Genomic DNA, 24958 nt, shown 5'->3' on the forward strand with positions numbered 1-24958 from the left:
TTTTTTCTTTTAACTTGTTAAAAAATCAGCTAAAATAGATACGTTTGGTAAACCAAGCTTTCAGGAGGTTAGGTAATGGTATTTAAAAATAAAAAGGATAAGTTTGCCGTTCTTTTGGAAAACATTGCAGCAAATTTACATGAAAGTGCTAATTATTTCGCTGATTACAAATTAAATGATGAGAGCGATTTGAAAGAATTTGCGCAAAAAATGAAAGAGTATGAAACAAAAGGGGATTCATACGTTCATGAAATGATTATGGAACTGAACGATGCATTCATTACACCGATAGAGAGAGAAGATTTGCTTATTCTTACAAATGTTCTGGATGATGTCCTGGACGGACTCGAACATTGTGCCTACATATTTGAAGTATATGTAATCCTACATGCGGATGAATATATGTATAAATTTGTAGAAGCAATTCGGAATTGTACGAAAGAAATTGAAAAAGCGATTGAATTTCTTTTCAACAAAAAACTGCCTAATATGCGTCCGCATGCCATCAAAATCAAGGAATATGAATCCTTATGTGATGATATTTTACGCGAATCTATTAAGGAGCTTTTTCAAAAAGAGAAGGATCCTATCCGTTTAATTAAATACAAAGAGGTATATGAAAATTTGGAAGAGATTGCAGATGATTGCCAGAGTGTCGCAAACATACTTGAAAGCATCATTATGAAAAACGCATAAGGAGCGTACGCAATGGACAGTGTCTTTATTATAACCTTGTTAACAGTCATCTTTGCTCTTGGCTTCGATTTTATTAATGGTTTTCATGATACTGCAAATGCGATCGCAACTTCAGTTTCAACGAAGGCTTTAAAACCAAGGCATGCTATTATACTTGCGGCATGTATGAACTTTCTTGGAGCATTGACTTTCACAGGGGTAGCTCAAACCATTTCAAAGGATATTGTGGACCCATATACCATCCATAATGGAGCCATCGTCATACTGGCTGCATTAATAGCTGCGATAGCTTGGAACTTACTTACATGGTATTTTGGCATTCCCAGCAGTTCCTCCCATGCCATTATAGGTGCTTTAGCAGGTGCAGCCATTGCAGCTGCAGGCTTTTCTGCTATTAAATACAAAGGATTTCTTAAAATACTTGAAGCCTTAATTATTTCACCTATTCTTGCATTTGTTATAGGATTTATCATTTATAGTATTTTCAAAGTAGCATTTAAAAACTTAAATTTAGCAAAGACTAATAAAAAATTCCGCTTAATTCAAATTTTAACTGCTGCCATTCAATCATATAGCCACGGGACAAATGATGCGCAGAAATCAATGGGTATTATCACATTGGCATTAATTTCCAGTCATATGATTAAAGGGACCGGTATCCCTTTGTGGGTCCAAATTGCCTGCGCGACAGCAATGGGATTAGGAACATCTATTGGCGGATATAAAATTATTAAAACAGTTGGCGGAAAAATAATGAAGATTAAACCTATCAATGGTGTAGCTGCAGATTTAAGTTCCGCCTTAATTATTTTTGGTGCAACATTTATTCACCTTCCTGTAAGTAGCACTCATGTTATTTCCTCCTCGATTCTTGGAGTAGGTACTGCACACCGCGTAAGAGGGGTTAAATGGGATACTGCCCAAAGAATTGTTTTTACATGGATTATTACTTTACCAATTACCGCCATATTTTCAGCGATTGTATATTATATTCTTAATATTTTTATGTAAAAAGGCACATGCGGGCCTTTTTTTTGTTTTGGAATACCTTTTATGATCAGCAACATGAACGATCCAAATTGCACGCATCTTAACTTTAGAAATTAAAAATATGGCAACATCTTTAAGGAACATTTTTTCATGAAAATAGGAAAAACTACTATAAAAACTATTGCCTATTCAATTAAAAACGAATAATATATAAATTGTGTTTTTTAATCGTTCGTGTTTTGGAGGTATTTTATGTTTAAATTACAAGAAAATGGCACCGATGTGAAAACGGAAGTTCTCGCAGGCTTTACTACATTTTTAACAATGGTATATATTGTGGTAGTGAATCCTGTTATTCTTCATGATGCGGGTGTGCCATTTAATGATGTATTTATGGCGACTATTATTGCCACTGTAATAGGGACATTATGGATGGCGCTATGTGCTAATTATCCGATTGCCATTGCTCCTGGGATGGGGATGAATGCGTATTTCGCCTATTCCGTTGTCGGCAATCATGGACATATAACTTATACCACTGCTTTTTCTGCAGTATTTGTTGCTGGGATCATTTTTATTATCTTATCGTTAACTCCTTTTCGCCAAAAGCTTATTGAAGCTATTCCGGATAACTTAAAACACGGAATAACTGCTGGTATTGGACTTTTTATCGCATTTATTGGATTAAAGCAAACAGGCATTATTATCGGGGACAAAGAAAATTTAGTTAAACTTGGAGATTTGCATGATCCGTTAACGATCCTTTCATTAGTAGGACTTGCTATTACTTTAATCTTATTTGCAAGAAAGATTCCTGGTGCTTTATTTATTGGCATGATCATTACTGGAATTATTGCATTTTTCACTGGGAAATTAAAGTTTGATAAAGGCGTTGTCGGAAAGCCTTCTCTTCCACATTTTATGATTGATAACCCAATATCTGCATTTGGTGATGTTATCCACCACAGCTTATATGCCGTTGTCTTTTCATTTTTGCTTGTAACGATTTTTGATACAACTGGAACGATGGTAGGGGTTGCCGAACAAGCTGGTCTAATGAAAGGGAAAAAATTGCCGCGTGCGCGTCGGGCATTACTTTCAGATTCTATCGGCACAACGATTGGTGCTGTTTTCGGAACGAGTCCAACAACCGCATTTATTGAATCGACATCTGGTGTTGCTGCCGGTGGCCGTACAGGATTAACTACAACCATTGTTGCGGTACTTTTTATTATTTCTTCCTTCTTTAGTCCACTAGTAAGTGCGGTATCCGGATTATCAGCTATTACTGCACCTGCATTAATTATAGTAGGAAGCTTAATGATAGGCAGTGTTGCCAATATTAAATGGAAAGAAATTGATGAAGCATTTCCTGCGTTTTTAATTATATTAACCATGCCATTAACATCTAGCATTGCGACGGGTATTGCACTTGGATTTATTTCTTATCCTATTTTAAAAATTGTAAAAGGAAAATGGCGCGATGTTCATGTGCTTGTATATTTATTTGCTGTTTTATTTATCCTTCAGCTAGCGTTTGTTCCTCAATAAAAAAGCGTAGGCGACTCCGCTGGTGTACGAGTGAGTGAAATTTGAAGTGTAGTTTTATATTCAAAAGAAAAAATGGTTGGGGCTATTTTGCCCTAAGCATTTTTTTTGAAATTTCACCATTTCAACATCGTTCCTTGAACTAAACCTCTCAAGTCTGATTTTCGTCTCTTTTCTTCCTCATTACTTCCGTCACCAGAAGGTTTACGAGCTGTCATTGGGACAATCCAGGAATCCATTTGTTTATAGTAAAGCACCAATTGTTTACATTTCCTCATAAAGATGAAACCAACCGTTATCCAAAGTGGTCAAGAAACCACCACACAATAAGAATGATACTCACTATCCCCCAAATTGTAGTCCCCACTATCCTCCAAACTATGGATCGGGTAGCTAAACTTTGATGGAACTTATTTTTCATATTTCTAGTTATAAAAGCTAGGTCAACAAATCCGATTGCGACAAAGCCAACAGTAATCCAAAGCAATAAATCCACTTTTTATCCCCCTTTTTGTACATTACCTCCGCTATTATTTCGCTAATCATCCAATCCTCTCCTTCCACCCAACTGATTCGTTATTTAATAACGTATCTCCTTGGTATTAACATAAAAATCCAGTAAAGCTTTAATTTAATATTAGTACTGAAATTAGCTAATGTTCTAATATACAAATACCATGTTATGAAGGACAAAACTCTGTTTTTTTACAAAAATGATGTCCTTCATCATGGTTATGAAGGACACTACTCAGTTCTTTAACAAAAAGAATGTCCTTCATCCGGGCAATGAAGGACAAAATTTGGTTGTGTATCATGGATAATGTCTTTCATCATGGTTATGAAGGACATTACTCAGTTCTTTAACAAAAAGAATGTCCTTCATCAGGGCGATGAAGAACAAAATTTGGTTGTGTTTCATGGATAATGTCTTTCATCAAGGTTTTGCAAGTGTTCTTGTGACTTCATCAGTAAATTTCAATGCGTTTATATTCTTGATTCACCTGATTCTACCTTTAAATTGAAAGTAATTAACAAAAAACTTAAACGTTTTATTTTACTTCAATTCTAAAAGCATTTTTGAAGGGTTCTCTAATAAACTCACAAGCCGATTGGTAAACGCAACAGCTGTTGCTCCATCCGCCACACGATGATCAAAGGACATAGATATATTCATAATGGAACGGATAACGATTTCATCGTTTATTACTGCTGGTCGCTTTTTCGTTTTATGAAATGCAACTAACGCGGATTCTGGATAATTGATGATTGGTGTTGCTCCAATTCCCCCAAGCGGGCCAACATTACTTATTGTGAACGTTCCGCCAGTAATGTCTTCTCTTGTAAGTTTATTATCTTGCGCTTTTTGAATATATTCCTTCATTTCTTGGTGGATGGTTTTAAGCGATTTTTGTTCAACATGATGAATAACCGGAACAATTAGCCCTTCTTTTGTATCTACCGCAACTCCAATGTTATATTCCTGTTTCAATTGGATAATTTCCTTTTCCTCATCCAAAATTGAATTAAAGATTGGATAATCCTTTAATGCCAAATATATTGCTTTGATAAAAAATGCAGCTACTGAGATATTTGTGCCATCATCCTTTAATTCATTTTTTAAAGAAAGTAAGTTGGTCACATCGACTTCCTCGAAATGTGTAACGTGTGGAATCGTATACAGTGATTTCGTCATTTTGGCAGCAATTTGCTTTCTTCTTCCTTTAAACGGAATTTCCACCGGATTTATAGGTGATATTTTCATTTGTTTCGGTGCTTCCTCTATTTCTTCAACTAGCGGAGGTGCAGGATTTTCAGCTTTACTGACAAATTTATAAATATCCTCATCCGTCACCCTTCCGATAGGGCCGCTTCCTACAACTTGTTCTATATCTACGCCAAGCTCTCTGGCAATTCTTCTTGTATGCGGTGCCGCGATAATTCTTTTTTTTGGCAACGGTTTTTCCGGTCTATGTGAAGAATCTGAATGTATTTCTTCCGTATCAATGATTAATAATGTTGTCCCAACTGTTACATTTGTTCCTTCTTCTATTAAAATATCTCGAACGATACCTGATATAGGAGAAGGAAGCTCAGCCGTCATTTTATCCGTCTGTACTTCTACAAGAGGTTGATCACTTTTTACCCGATCCCCTTTTTTTACGAAGTAGGTTAATACTTCCCCCTCTGTCATTCCTTCTCCTATGTCATGCAGCTTTACTTCTACCAACATCATCACCTTCTTTCCAGTTAGAAATGCATTACCTTTTCAATTGCCCTTGTAATCCTTCCTTCATTAGGTAAAAAGTGGTTTTCTAACGAATAAAAAGGTACGGGTACATCGAAGCCGGCAACCCTTTCAATCGGAGCTCTTAAATATAAAAACGAAGTTTCCTGAATAACGGAAATAATTTCTGCACCTAAACCGCTTGTTACATGTGCTTCATGAACAATTACCACTCTGCCTGTTTTTTGCACCGATTCGCTAATCTGTTCATGATCTAACGGATATAAGGTACGTAAATCAATGACATCACAACCAATTCCCTCATCCTTTGCTTTTTCAGCAGCCTTCATGGCAACGGGTACCATTGCACCCCAAGCAATAATCGTAATGTCTTCCCCTTCCATTAGAAGATTCGCCTTTCCTATTTCTACCGTATATTTGCCGGTTGGCACCTCTTCTTTAAAAGCTCGATAGGAACGGAGAGATTCCAAGAAAAGCACCGGATCCGGATCCTCGATACTAGAAATAAGGAGACCTTTAGCATCATATGGATTGGAAGGACAAACAACTTTAATACCTGGCATATGAGTAAACAGAGCTTCCATACTGTCTGAATGTATTTCGGGTGCCTTTACCCCAGCTCCATATGGCGCACGAATGACCAGTGGCACATGAAATTTGCTCATCGTCCTCATTCGTATCCTCGTTGCATGTGTCATGATTTGTTCGAATGCCGGATAGATAAAACCAAGAAACTGAATTTCCGCGACAGGCAAAAAACCATTAATCGCAAGTCCAATGGCTGTACCAATAATACCTGCTTCACTTAATGGTGTATCAATAACTCGTTCTTCTCCAAACTCATCGACCAGTCCATCTGTTGCACGGAAAACGCCGCCATTACGGCCAACATCCTCCCCCATAACAATTATTTCCTTACGTTCACGCATCATCGTTTGTAATCCATCTGTAACCGCCTGCACTAAAGAGAGCTTTTGGGTCTTCATGACATCTATACTCACCTTCTCACCCCTCTTAAGTATTCGTAATATTCATCCTTCTGCTTTTGAATGGTCCAGGTTGGCTCAGCAAAAACGTGATCGAATAAATCCTTTACATCCGGTTTTGGGAACGCTTCCATTTCTTTGATTGCTGATTCAATTTTATCATCTATTCTTTTCTGTAATTGATTTAACCAGATTTCATCCCATAATCCTTCATTTTTTAGATAACGTTCTAAACGAAGGATAGGGTCTGTCGTTTCCCGTTTTACTTTGCTTTCCTCTTGGTTACGATATTTGGTCGGATCATCTGCGGTTGTATGGGCACCATATCTCCAGGTGACAGCCTCGATTAAGGTTGGTCCTTCCCCATTTCTTGCACGATCCAATGCTTTTTTCGTTTCAAAATAGACGGAAAAAACATCATTTCCATCAATTCGGACACCTGGTATACCGTATGCTACTGCCTTTTGGGCAATGGTTTCCGAATTCATTTGTTTGTGAATAGGAACAGATATAGCATATTGATTGTTTTGATTAAAAAACACAACTGGTGCTTTAAACACACTGGCAAAGTTTAAGCCTTCATGGAAATCACCTTCAGATGTTGCCCCATCGCCAAAATAAACAATTGCAGCATTTTCGGTGTGTTTCCACTTTTCTGCTAGTGCCGCACCGGTGGCGTGTAAAAGCTGTGTTGCGATTGGCACTGCAGGAGGAAAAATCCTTCTTCCATCAGGCGGTACACATCCCTCCACCCTTCCATTCCAATAAAGAAAAATAGTTGTTAAAGAATGACCAAAGGTTATGCTTGCCGCATGGTCTCGGTAAGTAGGGAAAAGCCAATCCTGCTCGTGCAAGGCAAATGCACTTCCAACTTGAGCTGCTTCCTGCCCTTCGAAAGGGGCATATGTTCCGAGTCTTCCCTGTCTTTGCAGGCTAATTGCTTTGCGGTCAAAGGTTCTTACTAATAGCATTTTTTCATATAAGATGCGAGCTAGTTCATCTGTAATCAACTCTTTTAATTCCCCATTTAAAATCCTTCCGTTTTCATCTAAATATTGCTTTGTTTGAAATTCCTTCACTTCCCACACATCCTCTCTTTTGCAGGATTAACCATACAAGACTTAGTGCTTTACTTCCCATTTCGGACGTTTATGATGTGAAAAGAAACTATTGCGGTGTTTTCTTGCTTCTAAACGCTGCTCACAAAATTGGTTTGCAGATTGAACAGTAGAAATATGCTCATTTTCAGCAGTACGATATATTTCAAGCAATGAAGTATAAATTGCTTTTGTTTTTTTCATCACTCTTTGTTTATTTGGTCCATATAATTCATCTGATACTTGAATTAGCCCTCCAGCATTGACAATATAGTCAGGAGCATAAAGGATGCCTTTTTTTAATAAAACATCACCATGATGATCGTCTAATAATTGGTTATTGGCTGATCCGACAATGGCTTTTACTTTTAATCGTTCAATCGTTTCATCATGAATAATTCCGCCTAGCGCACATGGAACAAAGATATCTGCTTCTACTCCATATATATCACTTCCAGAAACGACCCTAATTGATTCATTCCCGATTTCTTTGCCTCGTCTAATTAATGCCTCAATCGACTGCTGATTAATTTCCGAAACGTACAGGTTGGCACCTTCTGCTAATAATTGTTCCGCCACTTTAAAGCCAACCTTTCCAAGACCTTGGATTGCATATGTTTTATTTCCAATGGATTGGGAACCATCTAACACCTCATTTGTAGCCTTAATACCATAGATAACACCATGTGCAGTAGGAATGGAGGAATCACCGCTGCCACCGTATTCTTCCGGTAACCCGACAATACAATTTGTTTCCTTCATGGCATGAACAAAATCTTCAGGTGTTGTTCCCATATCCGTTCCCGTATAATAACGCCCATTTAAGGAGTCAATGTATTGGCCAAGGGATCGGAACAATTCTGGTGTTTTATCTTTTGCAGGGTCACCGATAATAACGGTTTTCCCTCCTCCAAAATCTAAATCCGCTGCTGCACATTTATAGGTCATTCCTTTTGAAAGCCGCAATGCATCATTTAGTGCGTCTTCAAAGGATTTATAAGGATACATTCTGCATCCGCCAGTTGCTGGTCCAAGTGTTGTGTTATGTATTGCGATAATTGCCTTTAATCCAGTTCTTGCATCATTACAAAATACAACTTGTTCATGGCTTTTAATCTCATTAAATAAATCCATTCATATTCTCCCCTTTCTGGAGGTTATAGATTGAGAGTTAGATGTCCGAAGTTAGATGGGGAGAAATTGGCCAGATAGCCAATTTCATGTTCTGCCACCGCTATTTCAAATTATTGAAGCTTCTAGTCTCTCCTGAATTTGAGTTTTAGGCAGGATAACTTGTTTTACCTCCCCTTTCCCAATTAACCCTTTTTCTGTCCACGCTTCCGTCTTAGTAATGATTACATTATCGATTACTTCAGTTAATGTTGCCTTTACGTTCACAACCGTTCCTTCTGTTGTCGGGGCAATGTGTTTTACTTGTACTGCGCCTCCGATTCCTTCTTCATGGTTTTCAAGATAAGGGAGAATGATTTGCCGTGACACCCATTCCATATGATATACCATGGAAACAGTTGAATATGCCTTATGGACTACATTCCCCTCGAATTGAGCAAACATATCCGGTGTTACTTCAAATGAAACGGAAGCAGTCTGACCAATTTCCATTCCTTTCTTCATTACATCACCTCTTTATTAACAGCTAAAACCTTATGTCTATTAATCTACTGACAAAAGAGCTCTGTCACTGGTCATTTTCGCACCTCGAATCCGCTGGAATTCTGCCATTAATTGATCTATCGTAAGGTTTCTTTTCTCTTCTTCATTCACTTCTAGAATTATTTGACCTTTATCCATCATAATTAAGCGATTGCCAAGATCTAATGCTTGCTGCATATTATGCGTCACCATTATAGTCGTCAGTTTATCTTTTTCAACAAGCTCTTTAGTCAGCTCCGTAATTAGCTTCGCTCTTGAAGGATCAAGCGCTGCAGTATGTTCATCTAATAAAAGAATAGATGGGTGTGTAAAAGTGGCCATTAATAATGAAAGAGCCTGCCTTTCACCTCCGGATAATAAACCTACTTTAGCGTTTAACCGATTTTCAAGATTTAAATGTAAAATTGCCAGGGATTCTTTAAAGAAATCTCTTCTCTTTTTGTCCACACCTCTTCGCAGTCTTCGTTTTTGATTTCTTGAGTATGCCATTGCCAAATTCTCTTCAATTGTCATAGATGGGGCTGTTCCTGCCATTGGATCTTGAAATACTCTTCCGATTAATCTCGCTCTTCTATATTCCGGTAATTTCGTAACATCCTCAGAATCAATATGGACAGTACCAATATCGGGAGTAAGGACCCCTGAAATCATATTCATCAAAGTAGATTTCCCCGCCCCGTTACTTCCGATTACTGTCACAAAATCCCCTTTTTCTAAACTTAAATTAATTTGGTCTAAGGCAATCTTTTCATCTGGGGTAGATTCATTGAATAGCTTGCTAATCTGATTGAGCTGTAGCACTTGTCTCCCCCTCTTCCCTTACATCTGCTTGTGAAGCTGCCAACCTTTGGACATGACGCCTCGATTTTCTTCTCTTTTCACGCTGTGCTTCGATAACCTTCGGCAGTATTAATGCCAGAATTACGATGATTGCAGTAATAAGCTTCATATCTCCTGTATCCAAAACATTCCATCTAAGCGCAACGCCAAGTATGATACGATATATAATGGCACCAGAAATAACGGCCAATGTCGTTCTTATAATTGATTTCGTACCTAAAATTGCTTCGCCGATAATAACAGAAGCAAGACCAACAATGATCATCCCGATTCCCATTCCGACATCGGAAAACATCGAATATTGGGCAATCAAAGCACCCGAAAATGCTACGAGTGCATTGGAGATTCCAAGACCAAGTACAATATACCAATCTGTATTAGCTGAAAAGCTCCTGATCATTCTCTGATTATCACCTGTAGCCCTTATTGCAAGGCCAACCTCTGTTTGCAAAAACCAATCGGCAAACTTTTTTACTATATAGGTTACAATCAGCATTAGGACGAGAGTCCCCCATGTGGATGGAACATAGTGCACTCCTATTTTTCCAAGAAGATTATTTAGCCAATTATCAATGCCTAGCGGCGCCCATATTTTCCCGAATATTGTAAAAACGGAATCTGAATTTAATAAAGGAATATTGGGTCTTCCTACAGAGGTTTCAGTAGTGAGTCCCATAATACGTAAATTGATAGAATAAAGGGCAATCATCATTAAAATTCCTGAAAGGAGTGGATTTATTTTTCCTTTTGTGTGCAGAAGTCCGGTAATACATCCTGCAGCAAAACCGGCAACTAAGGCCAAAACAGTAGCTAAAATAGGATTATACCCAAAGGTAATCATCGTTGCCGCAACTGCTGCACCGGTTACAAAGCTTCCATCAACCGTTAAATCAGGAAAATCCAGCACCCGGAAGGAAAGATAAACTCCAAGTGCTAGAATCGCATAGATGATTCCTTGCTCAAGTGATCCAAAGATCGTTCCAAACATTGAACCATCTCCTATTTATTCAGTAGTTTCTGCTTTCCAATCATCTTTAATGTCAATACCGATGGTGCTTGCTGTCTTTTTATTTATGACTAGCTTAAGGTTTTGCGGAACCTGAACAGGAATATCTGAAGGCTTGCTTTCACCCTTTAATATTTTGACTGCCATTTGTCCAGCTTCATAACCAATATCATAATATTCAAAGCCGTATGCCCCAAAAGCCCCTTTTCTAACGGAATCAAACTCGGCAGCCATCATTGGAAGCTTATTTTTATTGGCGACAGAAATAACCGATTCTAAAGCGGACACGACGGTATTATCAGAAATGATATATAATCCATCCACTTTTCCTACTAATGATTCGGTAGCCTGTTTAACATCAGCAGAAGTTGCGACGGAAGCTTCCTTAATTGTCAGGCCGATATCGCCGGCTAATTTCTTTACGTTATCTACTTGTGCACGTGAATTTTGTTCACCGGAATTATAAACCATACCAACTTTCGTAATATTTAGCTTTTCTTTCATAAATTTCAAGGTATTTGGAATTGCTTCTGGGTGGGTATCGATTGTTCCTGTAATATTTCCGCCCGGTTTCTCCATAGAAGAAACAAGCTTTGCCCCTATTGGATCCGTGACAGAAGTAAAGACAATCGGAATATCTTTTGTTTGACTTGCTACTGCTTGAGCACTTGGTGTAGAGTTTGCGAAGATGAGATCAACTTTTGAGTTAACTAAATTTGTTGCGATTGAGGTATTCGCACTATTATCGCCTTGTGCGTTTTGTATTTTATATTCGGCTTTTATTCCACCATCTTCTATTGCCTTTTTAAAACCTTTAAATGCAGCGTCTAGTGATGGATGTTCGACAATCTGGGTAACCCCGATGGTATATGTTTTTTCCTTTGATTCTCCCTTATTTGCTTGTCCCCCCGATGATGAAGGCGTCGATGTTTTGGAACCACAAGCAGCTAGTAGAATGGTACTTAATAATACAACAGCGGTTTTTTTCCATTTCATCATTCCAATACCCCTTTAAAAATATTTTTTTGAATGAGAATTGCATGTAAAACCTATTTGACTAGAAATTTTTGTACCTTCATCCTATAAACAAAGAATGACTACACCTAGCTGTAATAAAAGCTTAGTTTTTTTACATTCCTCCCCCACTGAAAACGGTTTCATTTCTTCATGATTGTTTGCATTAAAAAAGCTTTTATTATCATGTACAGACTCTGTCTAGCTGCAGCGCCCATCGGCTAGCGGATTTCTCCGTCTCCCTCCTACGATAAGTCAACATCAGTTCGTAAACAACCTCACTGTGTTTCCTTTATCTCGAGGTGAGCGACTACTAAATCCGTACACCGATGAACAAGGCGCCTCCGCTTTTCCTATTACGAAATAAAAGCTAACGTTTAATTAACGTTATATTAACATTTTATGCTATATTCGGTCAATTCAATTTAAAATATTTAAAAAATTCCATTATCATATTTTTTACTTATGAACATTTAGGTTAGTTAAATACTTCAACTGCTGTTCGTATTCCTTCAACATCGAATCGATTACATCTTTAACGGTTGGAATTGTTCTAATTAAGCCAGCGATCTGACCGCTATTCATAAATCCCTTTTGTTCATTTCCATCTAAAGCTCCGTTACAATGAAATTCTTCCGTTGTTAGTTCTTCATATTCCCCAATCGTTAAACCATTTTTTTCCTTCCATAAAATTGATTTAGCATACTCCCCATCTAATACCCTTCTTACTCTTCCTAAAGATCTCCCTATTACCACGGTACTGTGGTCTGTTGCATCTATTATTCTCTTTTTATATTCTTTTGAAAAAGGAGCTTCCTTCGTAGCTACAAATCTTGTTCCCATTTGCACCCCCTGTGCTCCTAACGCAAATGCAGCTAACATCCCTCTGCCATCTGCAATTCCTCCTGCTGCAACAACAGGAACATCTACAGAATCAACAATCTGCGGAATCAAGGTCATCGTTGTTGTTTCATAGGGAGAGTTTATTCCAGCTGCCTCCACGCCTTCCGCTACAATGATATCCGCTCCGGCTTCTTCCGCCTTTTTGGCGTGTTTCACACTAGCTGTGACAACCATCACTTTAACATGCTTATCATGAAAGAGTGGAATAAATGGTGCTGGGTTGCCAGCCGATAAGGATACTACTGGAATATCATGTTTTATAATAAGTTCTACTATTTTAGCTGCTTCCGGATGAACGGAAACGGGAATATTTACGGCAAAGGGCTTTTTGGTTAAATGCTTTGTTTCTACCATAATGTTTTCAATTTCTGCTATATTCATTGTGCCAGTTCCAATGGTTCCTAAGCCCCCTGCCTCAGAAACTGCAGCAGTAAGTTTAGCATTGCTAATATTCCCCATTCCGCCTTGTATAATTGGTCTCTCAATACCGAGAATTGTTGTTACTTGATTCATGAGACTGCCCCCGAAAGTTCATTTTACAATGGCTCTTTTCTTAACCTTGTTGCTTTGAACTTTATAAGAAAAGATGCCCCGTAGCCTAATTTGCATTAAATTTGTACCAAGTGACGGAAAACCGCCTTTACTATTCTTCTATAATAAGAGGATGATGAAACATATCATATTCTTCATTCATTTTTATTTCATTACCATCTTTAAAAACAGCTTCAAAAAAGTAACATGCCGGTTCTGTAAGTTCCCGATAATATTCAGTAAATAGATCCGCAGCTTTGTTTCCTAACCACTTTTTAGGAAGCAATTCCTCCGGTAATCCCGGATCAATAAATAAAAACTTTCTGTATTCATGGACAAGCTTTGTTCTTTCCACAAAACACTCCGCCTGTGTCATTTGATTCTTAGCGATTTTCTTTTTATCTTGGGAGAATTTTTTACAATAAAAATCGATAAATGTTTTATAGTGTTCATTAATGTCGTTTAAGTCCCAGCACTCTTTAACAAGTGTCTGATTTTCCCGTGGACCGCTATATTCTGCTATAAAATAATGGACATACTCTTTAATATCATATTTATCTATTAACATATAAACTTGCTTCGTTAAATCATTAGGGGAAATAAAGCTGCTGTTTGCAATGGAACCAAATCCGCTCCACAGCAATTCCTTACGGAGCTCATCACGTATATTTCTTTTTTCCTCGGGAATGGAATAAATCAGCATTCTCCATTTTCCATCCCATTTTTCCGGATTGAGCTTAAAAATACGTTTTGCCGCCTCATCCATCCGATCAATCCCGCGTGAAGTTAAAAAATAATAGCTTTTATTCCCTTCCTTTCTTGAATCTACCCAGCCTTGTTTGTACATTCTAGAAATGGCAGCCCTGACAGATTGCTCATTATGTCCAAATTCCTTTAATAACCTGATCAAGCTGCCAATCCAAATTTCATTTCCATAATGCCGAATATAATCACCATACAGGGTAAATATCATTGATCTTGTGTTTAAACTGCTGTTCATGTATATTTTCACTACCTTTTTATTGTATATTTGCTTTCGTCTCAAAATTGTTAGTGTTTGTATTCTATCAAATTCACAACTTTTCGACAATGAACAGCAAATTAGAAAAGCAGAAGCGCCTTGCCTATCGGCGTACGGATTTCGTAGTTTTCGACTGAGATAAAGGAAACACAGTGAGGTAGTTCACGAACAAGTGAAAATAGCACTTCCATTTTCAACTGATGTTGACTTATCGTTGGGAGAAGACGGAGAAATCCGCTAGCCGATAGGTGCTGGTGAAATTTAAAGTGCCAATTTCACTTGTAGCTTGACAGAGTCTAGCTATATATTTTCAACAAGCGTTGCGATGCCTTGACCAACACCGATACACATCGTCGCAAGTCCCAATTCTGCATTTCTTCGTTTCATTTCATAAATTAATGTTGTTAAAATTCTTGCTCCACTGGCACCTAGTGGATGCCCAAAAGCAATGGCACCGCCATTTACATTCACAATCTCCGGATTTACTTCCATTTGCTTTATACATTCCAGTGACTGAGAAGCAAATGCCTCATTCAGTTCCACCAATGAAATGTCCTTTATAGAAGCACCTGCTCTTTTTAACAATTTTCTTGTTGCATAAATTGGCCCTAACCCCATTACAGCCGGCTCAAGTCCTGCCACTGCACCATTCCGGAATTTTACTAACGGTTTAAAGCCAAGAGCTTTTGCCTTTCTTTCACTCATCATTAAAAGGGCAGAAGCTCCATCATTCACACCAGAAGAATTCCCTGCTGTTACGGTTCCCCCTGCGAATAACGGCTTTAGTTTTGCTAATGCTTCCAGTGTTGTTGTCGGCCGAGGATGTTCATCTAAAGAAACTTCCATCTGATTCCCTCTTTTATCGGATACAGTTACAGGGACGATTTCTCGGGATAACACCCCTGCGGATACAGCTTTTTTCGCCTTCATTTGACTTTCAAAAGCAAACAAATCTTGTTCTTCCCGGGAAATATTAAACCTTTTGGCGACATTTTCCGCAGTTTCCGGCATCGAATCTGTCCCATACATCTCCTTCATACGCGGGTTCACAAAACGCCAGCCAATCGTTGTATCAAAAAGCTCGGTATTACCTCGCGGGAACTCGGATTCTGACTTCCCCATGACAAAAGGTGCCCTTGTCATACTTTCCGTACCGCCTGCAATAAAAATTCCCCCGTCTCCTAAGGCAATGGCTCTTGCTGCATAATTAACCGCATCAAGTCCGGATCCGCAAAGACGATTAATCGTGGTTGCTGCAGTTTCAACCGGCAAGCCTGCTAGTAATGCGGACATTCTCGCCACATTGCGATTATCTTCCCCAGCTTGATTCGCATTCCCAAACACGACCTCTTCTATTTCTTGAATAGGAAGTCCTGGATTTCTATCAACCAATGCTTTAATGACAATGGCACCCAGATCATCTGGACGGATGCTTTTTAAAGCGCCCTTGTATCTTCCAATCGGAGTACGTACTGCATCTACAATGACGATCGTTTCCATTAACCATCACTCCTATTGGTGTAATCGTATACCCCTTTGCCAGTTTTTCTGCCAAGACGTCCTGCTTTCACATACTGAATAAGCAGCGGGGCTGGACGATACTTTTCACCGAGTGTTTTGTGTAAATATTGAAGATTGTTCAGTCTTGTATCGAGACCGACTAGATCAGCTAATTCAAATGGGCCCATTGGATAATTCAATCCAAGCTTAATCGCTTTATCAATATCCTGTGGTGAACCAATTCCTTCCTGTAGCATATAAAATGCCTCATTTCCAACTAAGGCGCTTATTCTGCTTGTCACAAAACCCGGGAATTCATTTACGATCACGGTCTCCTTCCCCATTTGCTCAGCAGTAGATTTGATTTGATTCGCCGTCTCTTCATCTGTTTCCAATCCTTTAATAATTTCCACAAGAGGCATTTTATGAACGGGATTAAAGAAATGCATGGCAATCACTTTATTTGGTCTCTTTGTAAAAGAACCTAATTCTGTTGGACTCATTGTTGAAGTATTGGATGCAAAAATACAAGTCTCCGGGGCATTTGCATCCATCTCTTCAAATACCTGTCTCTTAATTTCGATTTTTTCCGGAACTGCTTCTATGATTAAATCGGCGGACCCGAGAGCTTTTTTAAAGTCTGTCACATATAATAGATTATTTTTTGCCATGGTCATTTGGTCAGGAGTAATTTTCTTCCGCTCGATTCCTTTCGAAAAAATCCCTTCTATTTCTGCCTGGGCATGGGAAAGTGCATCTTCATTTACATCAAATAGCTGCACGAAAAATCCACTAATAGCAGCGGTATAAGCTATTCCCCTTCCCATTACACCAGAGCCGATTACGGAAATATTTTGTATCAACCGATTTACCTCCTTATTCTCCTAGAAAATGAGGCTTTCTTTTTTCCAGGAAGGCTGCGATCCCTTCTTTATGATCAAGCGTTTGCCCGGCGATTTTTTGGGCATAGGCTTCCTTTTCCAGCATTTCATAAAGATTGGATTCCCAACTTTGATGCATATATCTCTTTATCAACCCGATTGTTTTCGTTGGCATGTTTGCTAGCTTTAGGGCAAATGCTTCTACTTCTTCATCCCAATTTTCAATCGAAATTACTTTGGTAACCAATCCATATTCTTTTGCCGTTTCTGCTGAAACTTTTTCCCCTAAGATGGCTAATTCCATTGCTTTTGCATGCCCCACCATCCTTGGCAAGTAATAAAAATTGCCGGAATCAGGAACCAAGCCAACATGGATAAAGGCTTCTATGAAACTCGCTTTTGATGAAGCTAATCTAAAGTCACAAGCTAAAGCAAGGCTCATACCCGCACCGGCAGCTGTTCCATTTACAGCTGCAATAATCGGCTTTTCTGTTGAAGCGATTTGCCTTATCATCGGATTATAGTATTTTCTTATTAGTTCACCATAATCGGTATCCACTTCTACATCCTGCAGGTCCTGACCGGAACTAAATGCTCTCCCAGCACCAGTAATAACGATAGCCCTTACTTCTTTATCATTTGCTGCCAGTTTAATAGACTTCGTTATTTCCTCTTTCATCTTGCTGTTAAATGCGTTTAAGTTTTGTGGACGGTTCATCGTGATCCATGCCACATGATCTTTTACTTCATAAAGAATCGTATCAAACATCCATACCCCACCTTTACCTGCCCTTAAAATTTGCCTTTCTCTTCTCGATAAACGCATTCATACCTTCTTTTTGATCCTCAGATGCAAATAGTAAGTAGAAATTTTTCCTTTCAAATTGCATTCCTTCATATAAGGAATAATCCACTGCCTTTGAAACCGATTCCTTTATGAGACGCAGAGAAAGCGGTGGCTTCTTAGAAAGCATCTGCGCATATTTAATTGTTTCCTCTATTAGCACTTCTTTAGGAAATAGTTTGTTTACAATTCCTAACCGGCTGGCTTCTCCTGCCTCTCTCATTTCTCCTGACCAAAGCCATTCTAAGGCTAGCGTTTTTCCAATTAACTTTGTGAGCCTTTGCGTCCCACCCGCTCCAGGCATAACCGCTAAATTGACCTCAGGAAAGCCAAATTTAGTATCCTCCGCTGCAAACAATAAATCGCAAGCTAATGCTAATTCAAAGCCGCCTCCTAAGGCAAATCCGTGCACTGCACAAATAACTGGCTTTTTCAATAAAGAAAGCCGATCCCATTCGGTAAATTGGTTTAGAAGTTCAAGGCTAACTGGATTATCGACTGCCATTTCGTCAATATCCGCTCCCGCCGCAAACGCTCTGCCGTTACCGTAAACAACCATTACACGAATACGGTCATTTTGTTCGAAGCTTTCTAATGCTTGAACAATCTCTGAAACCATTTGGCGATTTAACGCATTCAGTACCTTAGGACGATTAAGCATGACCAAGCCAAGCTGATCTTTCGTCTCAACTTGTATGTACTTATAATCAGCCATTGACTTCTTCACCAAACATGAATGTCACAAGATCGCCCGCAAAGTCCATAACATCCTTTCCTGATGCCTTTGACTCCTCTGTTTTTGATGCCTCTTTAAAAGCTTCTTTGCTGTCGTAATACATTTCGCACATTAAATAATATGGGCTTGACCCCGACATTTTTGTAATTTCTACTTTCCTAAGTCCTGGTATTTTTTCTGTTATTGGGATATGAGTTTCGAAATAATATCGGTCAAATTTTTCAGTGTCCTCCGGTTTTTTAAATAAAGCGATCATTTTATACATGGGCATACATCCTCTCTTTTTTTTTAGTTTCAATTGTCTAGCTCTAGCGCCGACTTCTTATTTACATTAAATTAGAAATCGGCTTCATAGCCTCAAATGGGTTTTTGCAGCTTTTACAGTATAAAATGCTTCTGCATGCTGTTGGTCCGAACAGATTCTCCATTGTTGTATAGTGGGAACCGCAATACGGACATTCTACATCCCATAGTTCCTTTTCTTCTATAAATTTTGGCGGTGGAGCAATTCCAAATTGTTTTAGGTTTTCTTTTCCTTTTTCCGAAATTCTGTCGGATGTCCAAGGAGGGTCATACACGAATTCCACCTCAACATCTTTTACTCCCTCCACCATTTGAATAGCTTCTTTAATATTTTTCTTAATAATTTCTAATGCGGGACAACCAACAAAGGTAGGAAGCGCTTTAATTTTCACACTTCCATCCCTTCCCAATTGCACATCCGAAATCATCCCAAGATCGATTACGCTTACCAAGGGAATTTCAGGATCCTTTACATCTTCCAATTTTTTCAGAACGTTGAATTGTAATGCTTCAAACGATTCCACTTCTCCCCTCACCTTTCCTACCATGCTGCCTGTGGATCGAGATTGTATACTTCACTTAAGGTGGATAATGCTTGATTCAAATCCTCGGTATGCATTCCTGAGCGTCCATCTCCTTTTTTGGCAGTTGGAAATCCTGGATAATCAATGCCTACCTTTTCAAAAACTTGTTTCATTTCAGCTTCCCATTTTTGCTTAAAGAGGCTTTCTTCCTCTATTAATTTATATTTTGAAAAATCTTGGCTATGAGTCCCGTACGATAAGACATCTGCAAATTCATCCCAAACTTTTTGAATGGCAGCTTGCATTCGTGTTTTCGCTTCTCCTCCGCTCAAGATTAGCTGGTTGAACCAAACCTTCCAATGCATAACATGGTAATATTGTTCCATTTTTATTTTGGTGGCTGCTTGAGCTAACGGAAGATAGGAGGATTGTTTTAGAGATTCCAGTTTTAGTTTTTTATAAATATCATAGAAATAATGTCTGACTACTGTGAAAGCCCAATCGTAGTTTGGATTTTCTAAGTAGGTGCCTGTTCCGTTCATTAACTCTAGTAATATAGCATTTTTTCGTTCTGATGCTTTTCGTTCGTGGGCAAGCACATCTGCTGCACCTTCCCCCAACGATTCAAGAAGTTCATAGTACATCACTGCATGCCCCATCGTTGCTTGGTTTATCGATGCATATGCGATATCCTCCTCAATATGAGGGGCCAAACCAAGCCATTCTGAACCACGAAAAGCAAGGATAAAATCATCGTCTGCCAGCTGGTATAAAAGTTCCACCAAAGCAGTTTTATATTCGTTATTTTGAATCGCCTGGTCCATTCTGACGCCCTCCCCATGACATAATTTCCTTCTCATCCAGCACTTGCTGCTCGTATTTCCGCCATTTCTTTTTCAAATATCCATATCCTTTTGTAAGGCGGTATTCTTTATTATCGAGCCGTTCTAATGCCTTTTTTTCTTCAGGTTGTAGCTTTGTAATATCAGAACGTTTCACAACCCATATATCTACCACAGGCTCCCGCCTCATGAAATTTTCCTGAGCCATTACTAATGCCATTTCATGATTCGGAGCAAGTAAACTGAATTGATGCTGGAAATCTGATTTATGATTTCGTTTACTGAATACTTCAAACACATGGTAAAATTGTTCGTTCTGCAAAAACCTCATCCTTCCATCGGGATTTGTACATTTATGCGGACTCTGGTTCCGCTATTTTGCTGAAAAACCTCACTTTTATGGAGTTGGAGGACATACATTCCGTTATTTGCTTAAATTCATGTTAAAAACACTGATTTCCAATACAATAACGGATCCTCTGTCCGCTTAACTTGTGATTTTAGCCATTTTGTCACAGATAACGGTTCTCCTGTCCGATTGCCTAACTTGTGTACATTTATGCGGACTCTGGTTCCGCTATTTTGCTAAAAAACTTCACTTTTATGGAGTTAGAGGACATACATTCCGTTATTTGCTTAAATTCATGTTAAAAACACTGATTTTCAATACAATAACGGTTCCTCTGTCCGCTAGTTTCCTTTCCCTACATTGCGTCACTCTTCGCTCCTAAGGCTTCACGGACCCAGCGGCTATTTTCAAAAGCCATTCTTCTTAGCTGTAATCTTGATTGTGATTTTGGGCCATGACCTGCAATTATTTTTTTGAATTCAGACCAATCCGGCTCCTGATAGACCCATTTCCCCTTTTCTTCATCAAAATGCATCGTATCGTCCGGGATCTTAAATCCCAGCGCTAATACTCGTGGTACGTATTTTGTAAAGAAATCTTGGCGCAGCTGCTCATTTGTTTTCGTCCGTATTTTATATTTGATCGTGATATCCTGCTTAGAGGAACCGGTAGTCTCAGCACTTGCTGGTCCAAAAAACATCAGTAAGGATTGCCACCAGCGATTGATCGCCTCTTGCAGCATCGCTCTTTGCTGTTCTGACCCTTCCGCTAATGCCATGATAATGGATTCACCATGTTGGGCATGAAATACTTCCTCTGCACAAATACGATGCAGTGCACGGGAATATGGACCGTATGATGCTTGTAGCATATTGGTTTGTGTCATAATTGCGGCTCCGTCAACAAGCCATGCGATAATACCTGCATCTGCCCAGGTTGGAGCTTCCATATGAAACACATTATGAAATTTTAAATCTCCAGTTAAGAGATCCTCCATGATGTCTTCCCTGTTTTTTCCCAATGGTTCAAGAAGGTCCTCCACAACCCTGAGAAGGAGCTGTCCATGCCCCATTTCATCTTGTACCTTCGCCATAATTCCTAATTTCTTTCGTAATGATGGTGCCTTTGGAACCCATTCCTTTTCAGGGAGCGCCCCCATGATTTCACTGATGCCATGCATAGATATAAGCTTAATTAATACTTTTCGATATTCATCCGGCATCCAATCGTCGGCTTCTATCTTTTCGCCATTTTCAATTCGTTCCATAAATTGCTGCAGCTTCTCTTCCTCCGTCAATTTAGAAAAATCGACTGTGCTCATATCTGATCCCCTTTCTATTCTCCGTTTTCTCTATGAAGGTGTTATTTTTTTACTATTTCTTTACGATGATCGATAATTCTTACTGCTTTTCCTTCTGAGCGTGCAATGCATTTTGGTGGCAGCAATACAACATTCATGGTCACATAACAATAGGTTTTCATTTTCTCTTGAATTTCGGCTTTTAATGCTTGCAGTATTGGGTGTTTTAGATTCTGTGATGTTTTTTGATAAAGCTCTCCAGTTATTTCAACATGCAGCTCTACTTCATCTAAGGAGGATGTTCTATGAAGATGTAATTGATAATGAGGTGCTAATTCTTTCATTTGAATCAGATGGTGCTCTATTTCGGATGGAAAAACATTGACGCCTCGCACGATGATCATGTCGTCAATACGCCCTTTCACCCTCGACATACGTGTTGTAGTTCTTCCACATATACATTTGGCTTTGGTGATGGATGCTATATCTCCTGTTCGATATCGAATAATTGGAAGCGCTTCCTTTTTGAGGCTGGTAAAAACAAGCTCTCCAATTGTTCCCTCCTGAACGGGTTCCAATGTTATAGGGTCTATGACTTCAACTAGAAAATGATCTTCTGCTATATGTAAACCGTCCTGCCCGACACTGCATTCCATTGCGACTCCGGGTCCAACCACTTCGCTTAAACCATATATATCACAAGCTTTTATATCAAAAAGTTCCTCTAATTTCTTTCTCATTTCTTCAGACCATGGCTCTGCACCGAAGATACCGTACTTTAAAGTGGTTGACCTCGGGTCTTTTCCCATTTCCAGCATCTTTTCTCCTATATTTAAGGCATAGGATGGTGTAGAACAAAGTATAGTAGGTTTAAAATCCTCAAGGATGGAAATTTGTCGTTCTGTATTTCCTCCAGATATTGGTATAACCGTTACCCCTAATTCTTCACCGCCAAAATGAAGCCCCAGCCCGCCCGTGAATAAACCATATCCATAAGCATTTTGCAGAATATCTTCCGGTCCGCCACCGACAATGGAGATCGCTCTTGCAACAATGATTGCCCAGTCCTTAATATCCTTCTTTGTATATCCAACTACTGTTGGTTTTCCACTAGTTCCTGATGAGGCATGCAAACGGACAAGATCTTTTTGTTCCGAAGCAAATAATCCGAATGGGTAATGATCTCTTAGGTCACGTTTCGTCGTGAAAGGCAATTTCTTAATATCATCCAAAGTTTGAATGCTATCAGGATTTACATTACTTTCTTGAAGCTTATTTCGGTAAAATGGAACACGTTCATACACTCTTTCAATCGTTTTTTGCAAATCATGAAGCTGCTGATCTTCGATGGATTTTCTTTCGGCAGATTCAATATCATGCAAAATCATATATTTCCTCCTTACCCACTCATTAATATGACGTATTTTTTCCGTCTATACATTTTACCGTCATATTTAATTATAGAATACGACCTAAAACCACAATTGTCAATTTGATTCTGAAAATTCAACTTCCCATTTTACTTAAAAAAAAAACCGGAGAATATATCTCCGGCTTAATCCATCATTTTCACAAGTTTTCTGGAAAATCCTAATAAAATAATACCAAATACGATCGTAACACATCCAATTAAGCCAAATACTTCAAAGTAACCTAATGATTCAGTGAAGCTACCTAATTGACCTGCTAATATATTTGCAATACCAGAGCTTGCTAACCAAACACCCATCAATAATGATGCATATTTTAGAGGAGCGATCTTACTTACAGTGGATAAACCAACTGGTGAAAGGAACAGTTCCCCTACTGTATGGAATAGATACGTGACAACAATGAACAATAAATTAGCTTTCACTGTAATATCATGTTCATTGCTTCCGGTACGCATAATTGCTAATAATAGGACAAGATAACCAATACCTAGCAAGATCATTCCAAGTCCCATTTTTGTTGGTACAGGCATATCCCCGCGTTTTGAATGAGAAAGCTTAATCCAAAATGCAGAAACAACAGGTGCCAAAAGAACGATAAATAATGGATTCACTGATTGGAACCATGATGTTGGAATTCCAAATCCGAATACATTTCTGTTTACGAATTTATCTGTGTAAACAGTTAATGCCCCACCAGCTTGTTCAAATCCAGCCCAGAAGAAAATAACAAATACAGTTAGAATAACAACCACTGCTGTTCTTTGTTTTTCTTTTTTAGTTAATGGCGCTTTTATTTTTTCTCCGCCAGCAGCTTCCTTCGGTTTTCCAACCGGTTTTTTACCAATGTCACCAAGGTAACGATTTCCTAAAAGATTAAATAAAACTTGACCGATGACCATTCCGATTGCAGACGCCAAGAAACCATACTTATAACCGTAGGCAATAACACCATTATTATGAACTGCAAATAGCTTGTCTGTAATCATACCAATAATAAGCGGTGAAAAGAATGCACCGACATTAATCCCCATGTAAAAGATTGTAAACGCAGGATCACGTCTTGGATCATCTTTTTCATATAACTCCCCAACAATGGTAGAGATATTCGGCTTGAAAAACCCGTTCCCAATAATCAGAATAATTAGACCTAAATAAACACCGGCTTCACTATGGATGCCGAATAAAACAAGGTTTCCAATTGCCATTGTAATACCGCCAAGCGTTATTGCCAAGCGTTGACCTAGGAAACGGTCTGATAACCATCCACCAATTAAAGGTGTTAAATATACAGCTCCTGTGAAGAAACCATAAAGTGCTAAGGCAAAACTTTCATTCATTCCTAAACCGCCGTTAACAAGCGATTTCGTTAAATAAAGGACTAGGATAGCCCGCATTCCATAATAACTAAAGCGCTCCCACATCTCAGTTAAGAATAACAAATAAAGACCCGGTGGGTGTTTTTTACGCGATTTATTGGAATCCTGCTGATTATTCACTGTTGCCTCCATAATTTCGCTCCCCTCAATAGTAAAAATTATTTTAATATAGAATTAGCATAATTTATTAACAATTAAATCGTCAATAAATTTGTTAGAAAAAGAAAAATTGGAAATCTTTTTAATTAAGGGATTAGTTAAAATTAATCTTTCGAAGCCTTATCATTATTTACATTTGAATTTTTTAACATGGTATATT

The 24958-nt window shown here is 38.7% G+C and carries 26 protein-coding genes; 3 read left to right on the forward strand and 23 right to left on the reverse strand.

The annotated features are described in order from the left end of the window. Positions 1-75: 75 nt before the first annotated feature. From AN964_RS17690 to AN964_RS17700, 3 genes are all read left to right on the forward strand, one after another. Positions 76-696 (forward strand): DUF47 domain-containing protein, encoded by a 621-nt coding sequence (locus tag AN964_RS17690; protein WP_055740955.1) that lies wholly within the window; start codon positions 76-78, stop codon positions 694-696. 12 nt (positions 697-708) lie between these two features. Then, positions 709-1707, forward strand: coding sequence for an inorganic phosphate transporter (locus tag AN964_RS17695; RefSeq protein WP_055740956.1), 999 nt, complete (start codon positions 709-711; stop codon positions 1705-1707). 231 nt (positions 1708-1938) lie between these two features. Further along, entirely contained in the window at positions 1939-3237 is a 1299-nt protein-coding gene (locus AN964_RS17700; RefSeq protein ID WP_055740957.1) for an NCS2 family permease, read from the forward strand. A gap of 113 nt (positions 3238-3350) precedes the next feature. Here AN964_RS17700 and AN964_RS26890 read toward each other — a convergent pair whose 3' ends face one another. From AN964_RS26890 to AN964_RS17810, 23 genes are all read right to left on the reverse strand, one after another. Beyond that, the gene (locus AN964_RS26890; protein ID WP_163258579.1) at positions 3351-3512 is read right to left on the reverse strand and encodes a hypothetical protein; all 162 of its coding nucleotides are present in this window, start codon (positions 3510-3512) and stop codon (positions 3351-3353) included. 17 nt (positions 3513-3529) lie between these two features. Then, the gene (locus tag AN964_RS17705) at positions 3530-3730 is read right to left on the reverse strand and encodes a hypothetical protein (protein ID WP_055740958.1); all 201 of its coding nucleotides are present in this window, start codon (positions 3728-3730) and stop codon (positions 3530-3532) included. A 558-nt stretch (positions 3731-4288) separates the two neighbouring features. Then, complete coding sequence (locus AN964_RS17710) at positions 4289-5467, reverse strand: dihydrolipoamide acetyltransferase family protein (protein WP_055740959.1); 1179 nt, start codon at positions 5465-5467, stop codon at positions 4289-4291. A 14-nt stretch (positions 5468-5481) separates the two neighbouring features. Further along, complete coding sequence (locus AN964_RS17715) at positions 5482-6465, reverse strand: alpha-ketoacid dehydrogenase subunit beta (RefSeq protein ID WP_055741284.1); 984 nt, start codon at positions 6463-6465, stop codon at positions 5482-5484. Positions 6466-6476: 11 nt separating this feature from the next. Then, a complete protein-coding gene (pdhA, locus tag AN964_RS17720) occupies positions 6477-7544 on the reverse strand; it encodes a pyruvate dehydrogenase (acetyl-transferring) E1 component subunit alpha (protein ID WP_055740960.1) in 1068 nt (355 codons plus the stop codon). 42 nt (positions 7545-7586) lie between these two features. Next, positions 7587-8696, reverse strand: a complete 1110-nt coding sequence (locus AN964_RS17725) for a Leu/Phe/Val dehydrogenase (protein WP_055740961.1) — start codon at positions 8694-8696, stop codon at positions 7587-7589. 105 nt (positions 8697-8801) lie between these two features. Next, complete coding sequence (locus AN964_RS17730) at positions 8802-9197, reverse strand: thioesterase family protein (RefSeq protein ID WP_055740962.1); 396 nt, start codon at positions 9195-9197, stop codon at positions 8802-8804. Between the two features lie 39 nt (positions 9198-9236). Beyond that, positions 9237-10037 (reverse strand): ABC transporter ATP-binding protein, encoded by an 801-nt coding sequence (locus AN964_RS17735; protein WP_055740963.1) that lies wholly within the window; start codon positions 10035-10037, stop codon positions 9237-9239. Beyond that, entirely contained in the window at positions 10015-11064 is a 1050-nt protein-coding gene (locus AN964_RS17740) for an ABC transporter permease (protein WP_055740964.1), read from the reverse strand. Before AN964_RS17740 ends, AN964_RS17735 begins: the two co-directional genes overlap by 23 nt. Before the next feature lie 15 nt (positions 11065-11079). After that, positions 11080-12081 (reverse strand): ABC transporter substrate-binding protein, encoded by a 1002-nt coding sequence (locus AN964_RS17745; RefSeq protein WP_055740965.1) that lies wholly within the window; start codon positions 12079-12081, stop codon positions 11080-11082. Between the two features lie 474 nt (positions 12082-12555). After that, entirely contained in the window at positions 12556-13512 is a 957-nt protein-coding gene (locus AN964_RS17750) for an NAD(P)H-dependent flavin oxidoreductase (protein WP_055740966.1), read from the reverse strand. A gap of 130 nt (positions 13513-13642) precedes the next feature. After that, entirely contained in the window at positions 13643-14530 is an 888-nt protein-coding gene (gene paaX / locus AN964_RS17755) for a phenylacetic acid degradation operon negative regulatory protein PaaX (RefSeq protein WP_055740967.1), read from the reverse strand. A 321-nt stretch (positions 14531-14851) separates the two neighbouring features. Beyond that, positions 14852-16051 carry an acetyl-CoA C-acyltransferase gene (locus AN964_RS17760; protein WP_055740968.1) on the reverse strand — a complete coding sequence of 400 codons (1200 nt, stop codon included), beginning with the start codon at positions 16049-16051 and terminating at the stop codon, positions 14852-14854. Beyond that, positions 16051-16914, reverse strand: a complete 864-nt coding sequence (locus AN964_RS17765) for a 3-hydroxyacyl-CoA dehydrogenase (protein ID WP_055740969.1) — start codon at positions 16912-16914, stop codon at positions 16051-16053. Before AN964_RS17765 ends, AN964_RS17760 begins: the two co-directional genes overlap by 1 nt. A gap of 13 nt (positions 16915-16927) precedes the next feature. Next, positions 16928-17701, reverse strand: coding sequence for an enoyl-CoA hydratase-related protein (locus AN964_RS17770; RefSeq protein ID WP_055740970.1), 774 nt, complete (start codon positions 17699-17701; stop codon positions 16928-16930). Positions 17702-17714: 13 nt separating this feature from the next. Further along, the gene (locus AN964_RS17775; protein ID WP_055740971.1) at positions 17715-18491 is read right to left on the reverse strand and encodes an enoyl-CoA hydratase-related protein; all 777 of its coding nucleotides are present in this window, start codon (positions 18489-18491) and stop codon (positions 17715-17717) included. Continuing rightward, on the reverse strand, positions 18484-18777 hold the full coding sequence (locus AN964_RS17780; protein ID WP_055740972.1) for an EthD family reductase: 294 nt from the start codon (positions 18775-18777) through the stop codon (positions 18484-18486). Before AN964_RS17780 ends, AN964_RS17775 begins: the two co-directional genes overlap by 8 nt. 61 nt (positions 18778-18838) lie before the next feature. Next, a complete protein-coding gene (gene paaD / locus AN964_RS17785) occupies positions 18839-19339 on the reverse strand; it encodes a 1,2-phenylacetyl-CoA epoxidase subunit PaaD (protein ID WP_055740973.1) in 501 nt (166 codons plus the stop codon). Between the two features lie 17 nt (positions 19340-19356). Beyond that, entirely contained in the window at positions 19357-20163 is an 807-nt protein-coding gene (paaC, locus tag AN964_RS17790) for a 1,2-phenylacetyl-CoA epoxidase subunit PaaC (protein ID WP_055740974.1), read from the reverse strand. After that, entirely contained in the window at positions 20141-20503 is a 363-nt protein-coding gene (paaB, locus tag AN964_RS17795) for a 1,2-phenylacetyl-CoA epoxidase subunit PaaB (protein WP_235950495.1), read from the reverse strand. Before paaB ends, paaC begins: the two co-directional genes overlap by 23 nt. Before the next feature lie 382 nt (positions 20504-20885). Continuing rightward, on the reverse strand, positions 20886-21851 hold the full coding sequence (gene paaA / locus AN964_RS17800) for a 1,2-phenylacetyl-CoA epoxidase subunit PaaA (RefSeq protein ID WP_055740976.1): 966 nt from the start codon (positions 21849-21851) through the stop codon (positions 20886-20888). Between the two features lie 41 nt (positions 21852-21892). Next, positions 21893-23218, reverse strand: a complete 1326-nt coding sequence (locus tag AN964_RS17805) for a phenylacetate--CoA ligase family protein (protein WP_055740977.1) — start codon at positions 23216-23218, stop codon at positions 21893-21895. A gap of 167 nt (positions 23219-23385) precedes the next feature. After that, complete coding sequence (locus tag AN964_RS17810) at positions 23386-24771, reverse strand: peptide MFS transporter (RefSeq protein ID WP_055740978.1); 1386 nt, start codon at positions 24769-24771, stop codon at positions 23386-23388. Positions 24772-24958 lie beyond the last annotated feature (187 nt).

The sequence above is a fragment of the Heyndrickxia shackletonii genome, from assembly GCF_001420715.1.
Classification (GTDB): Bacteria; Bacillota; Bacilli; order Bacillales; family Bacillaceae_C; genus Margalitia; species Margalitia shackletonii.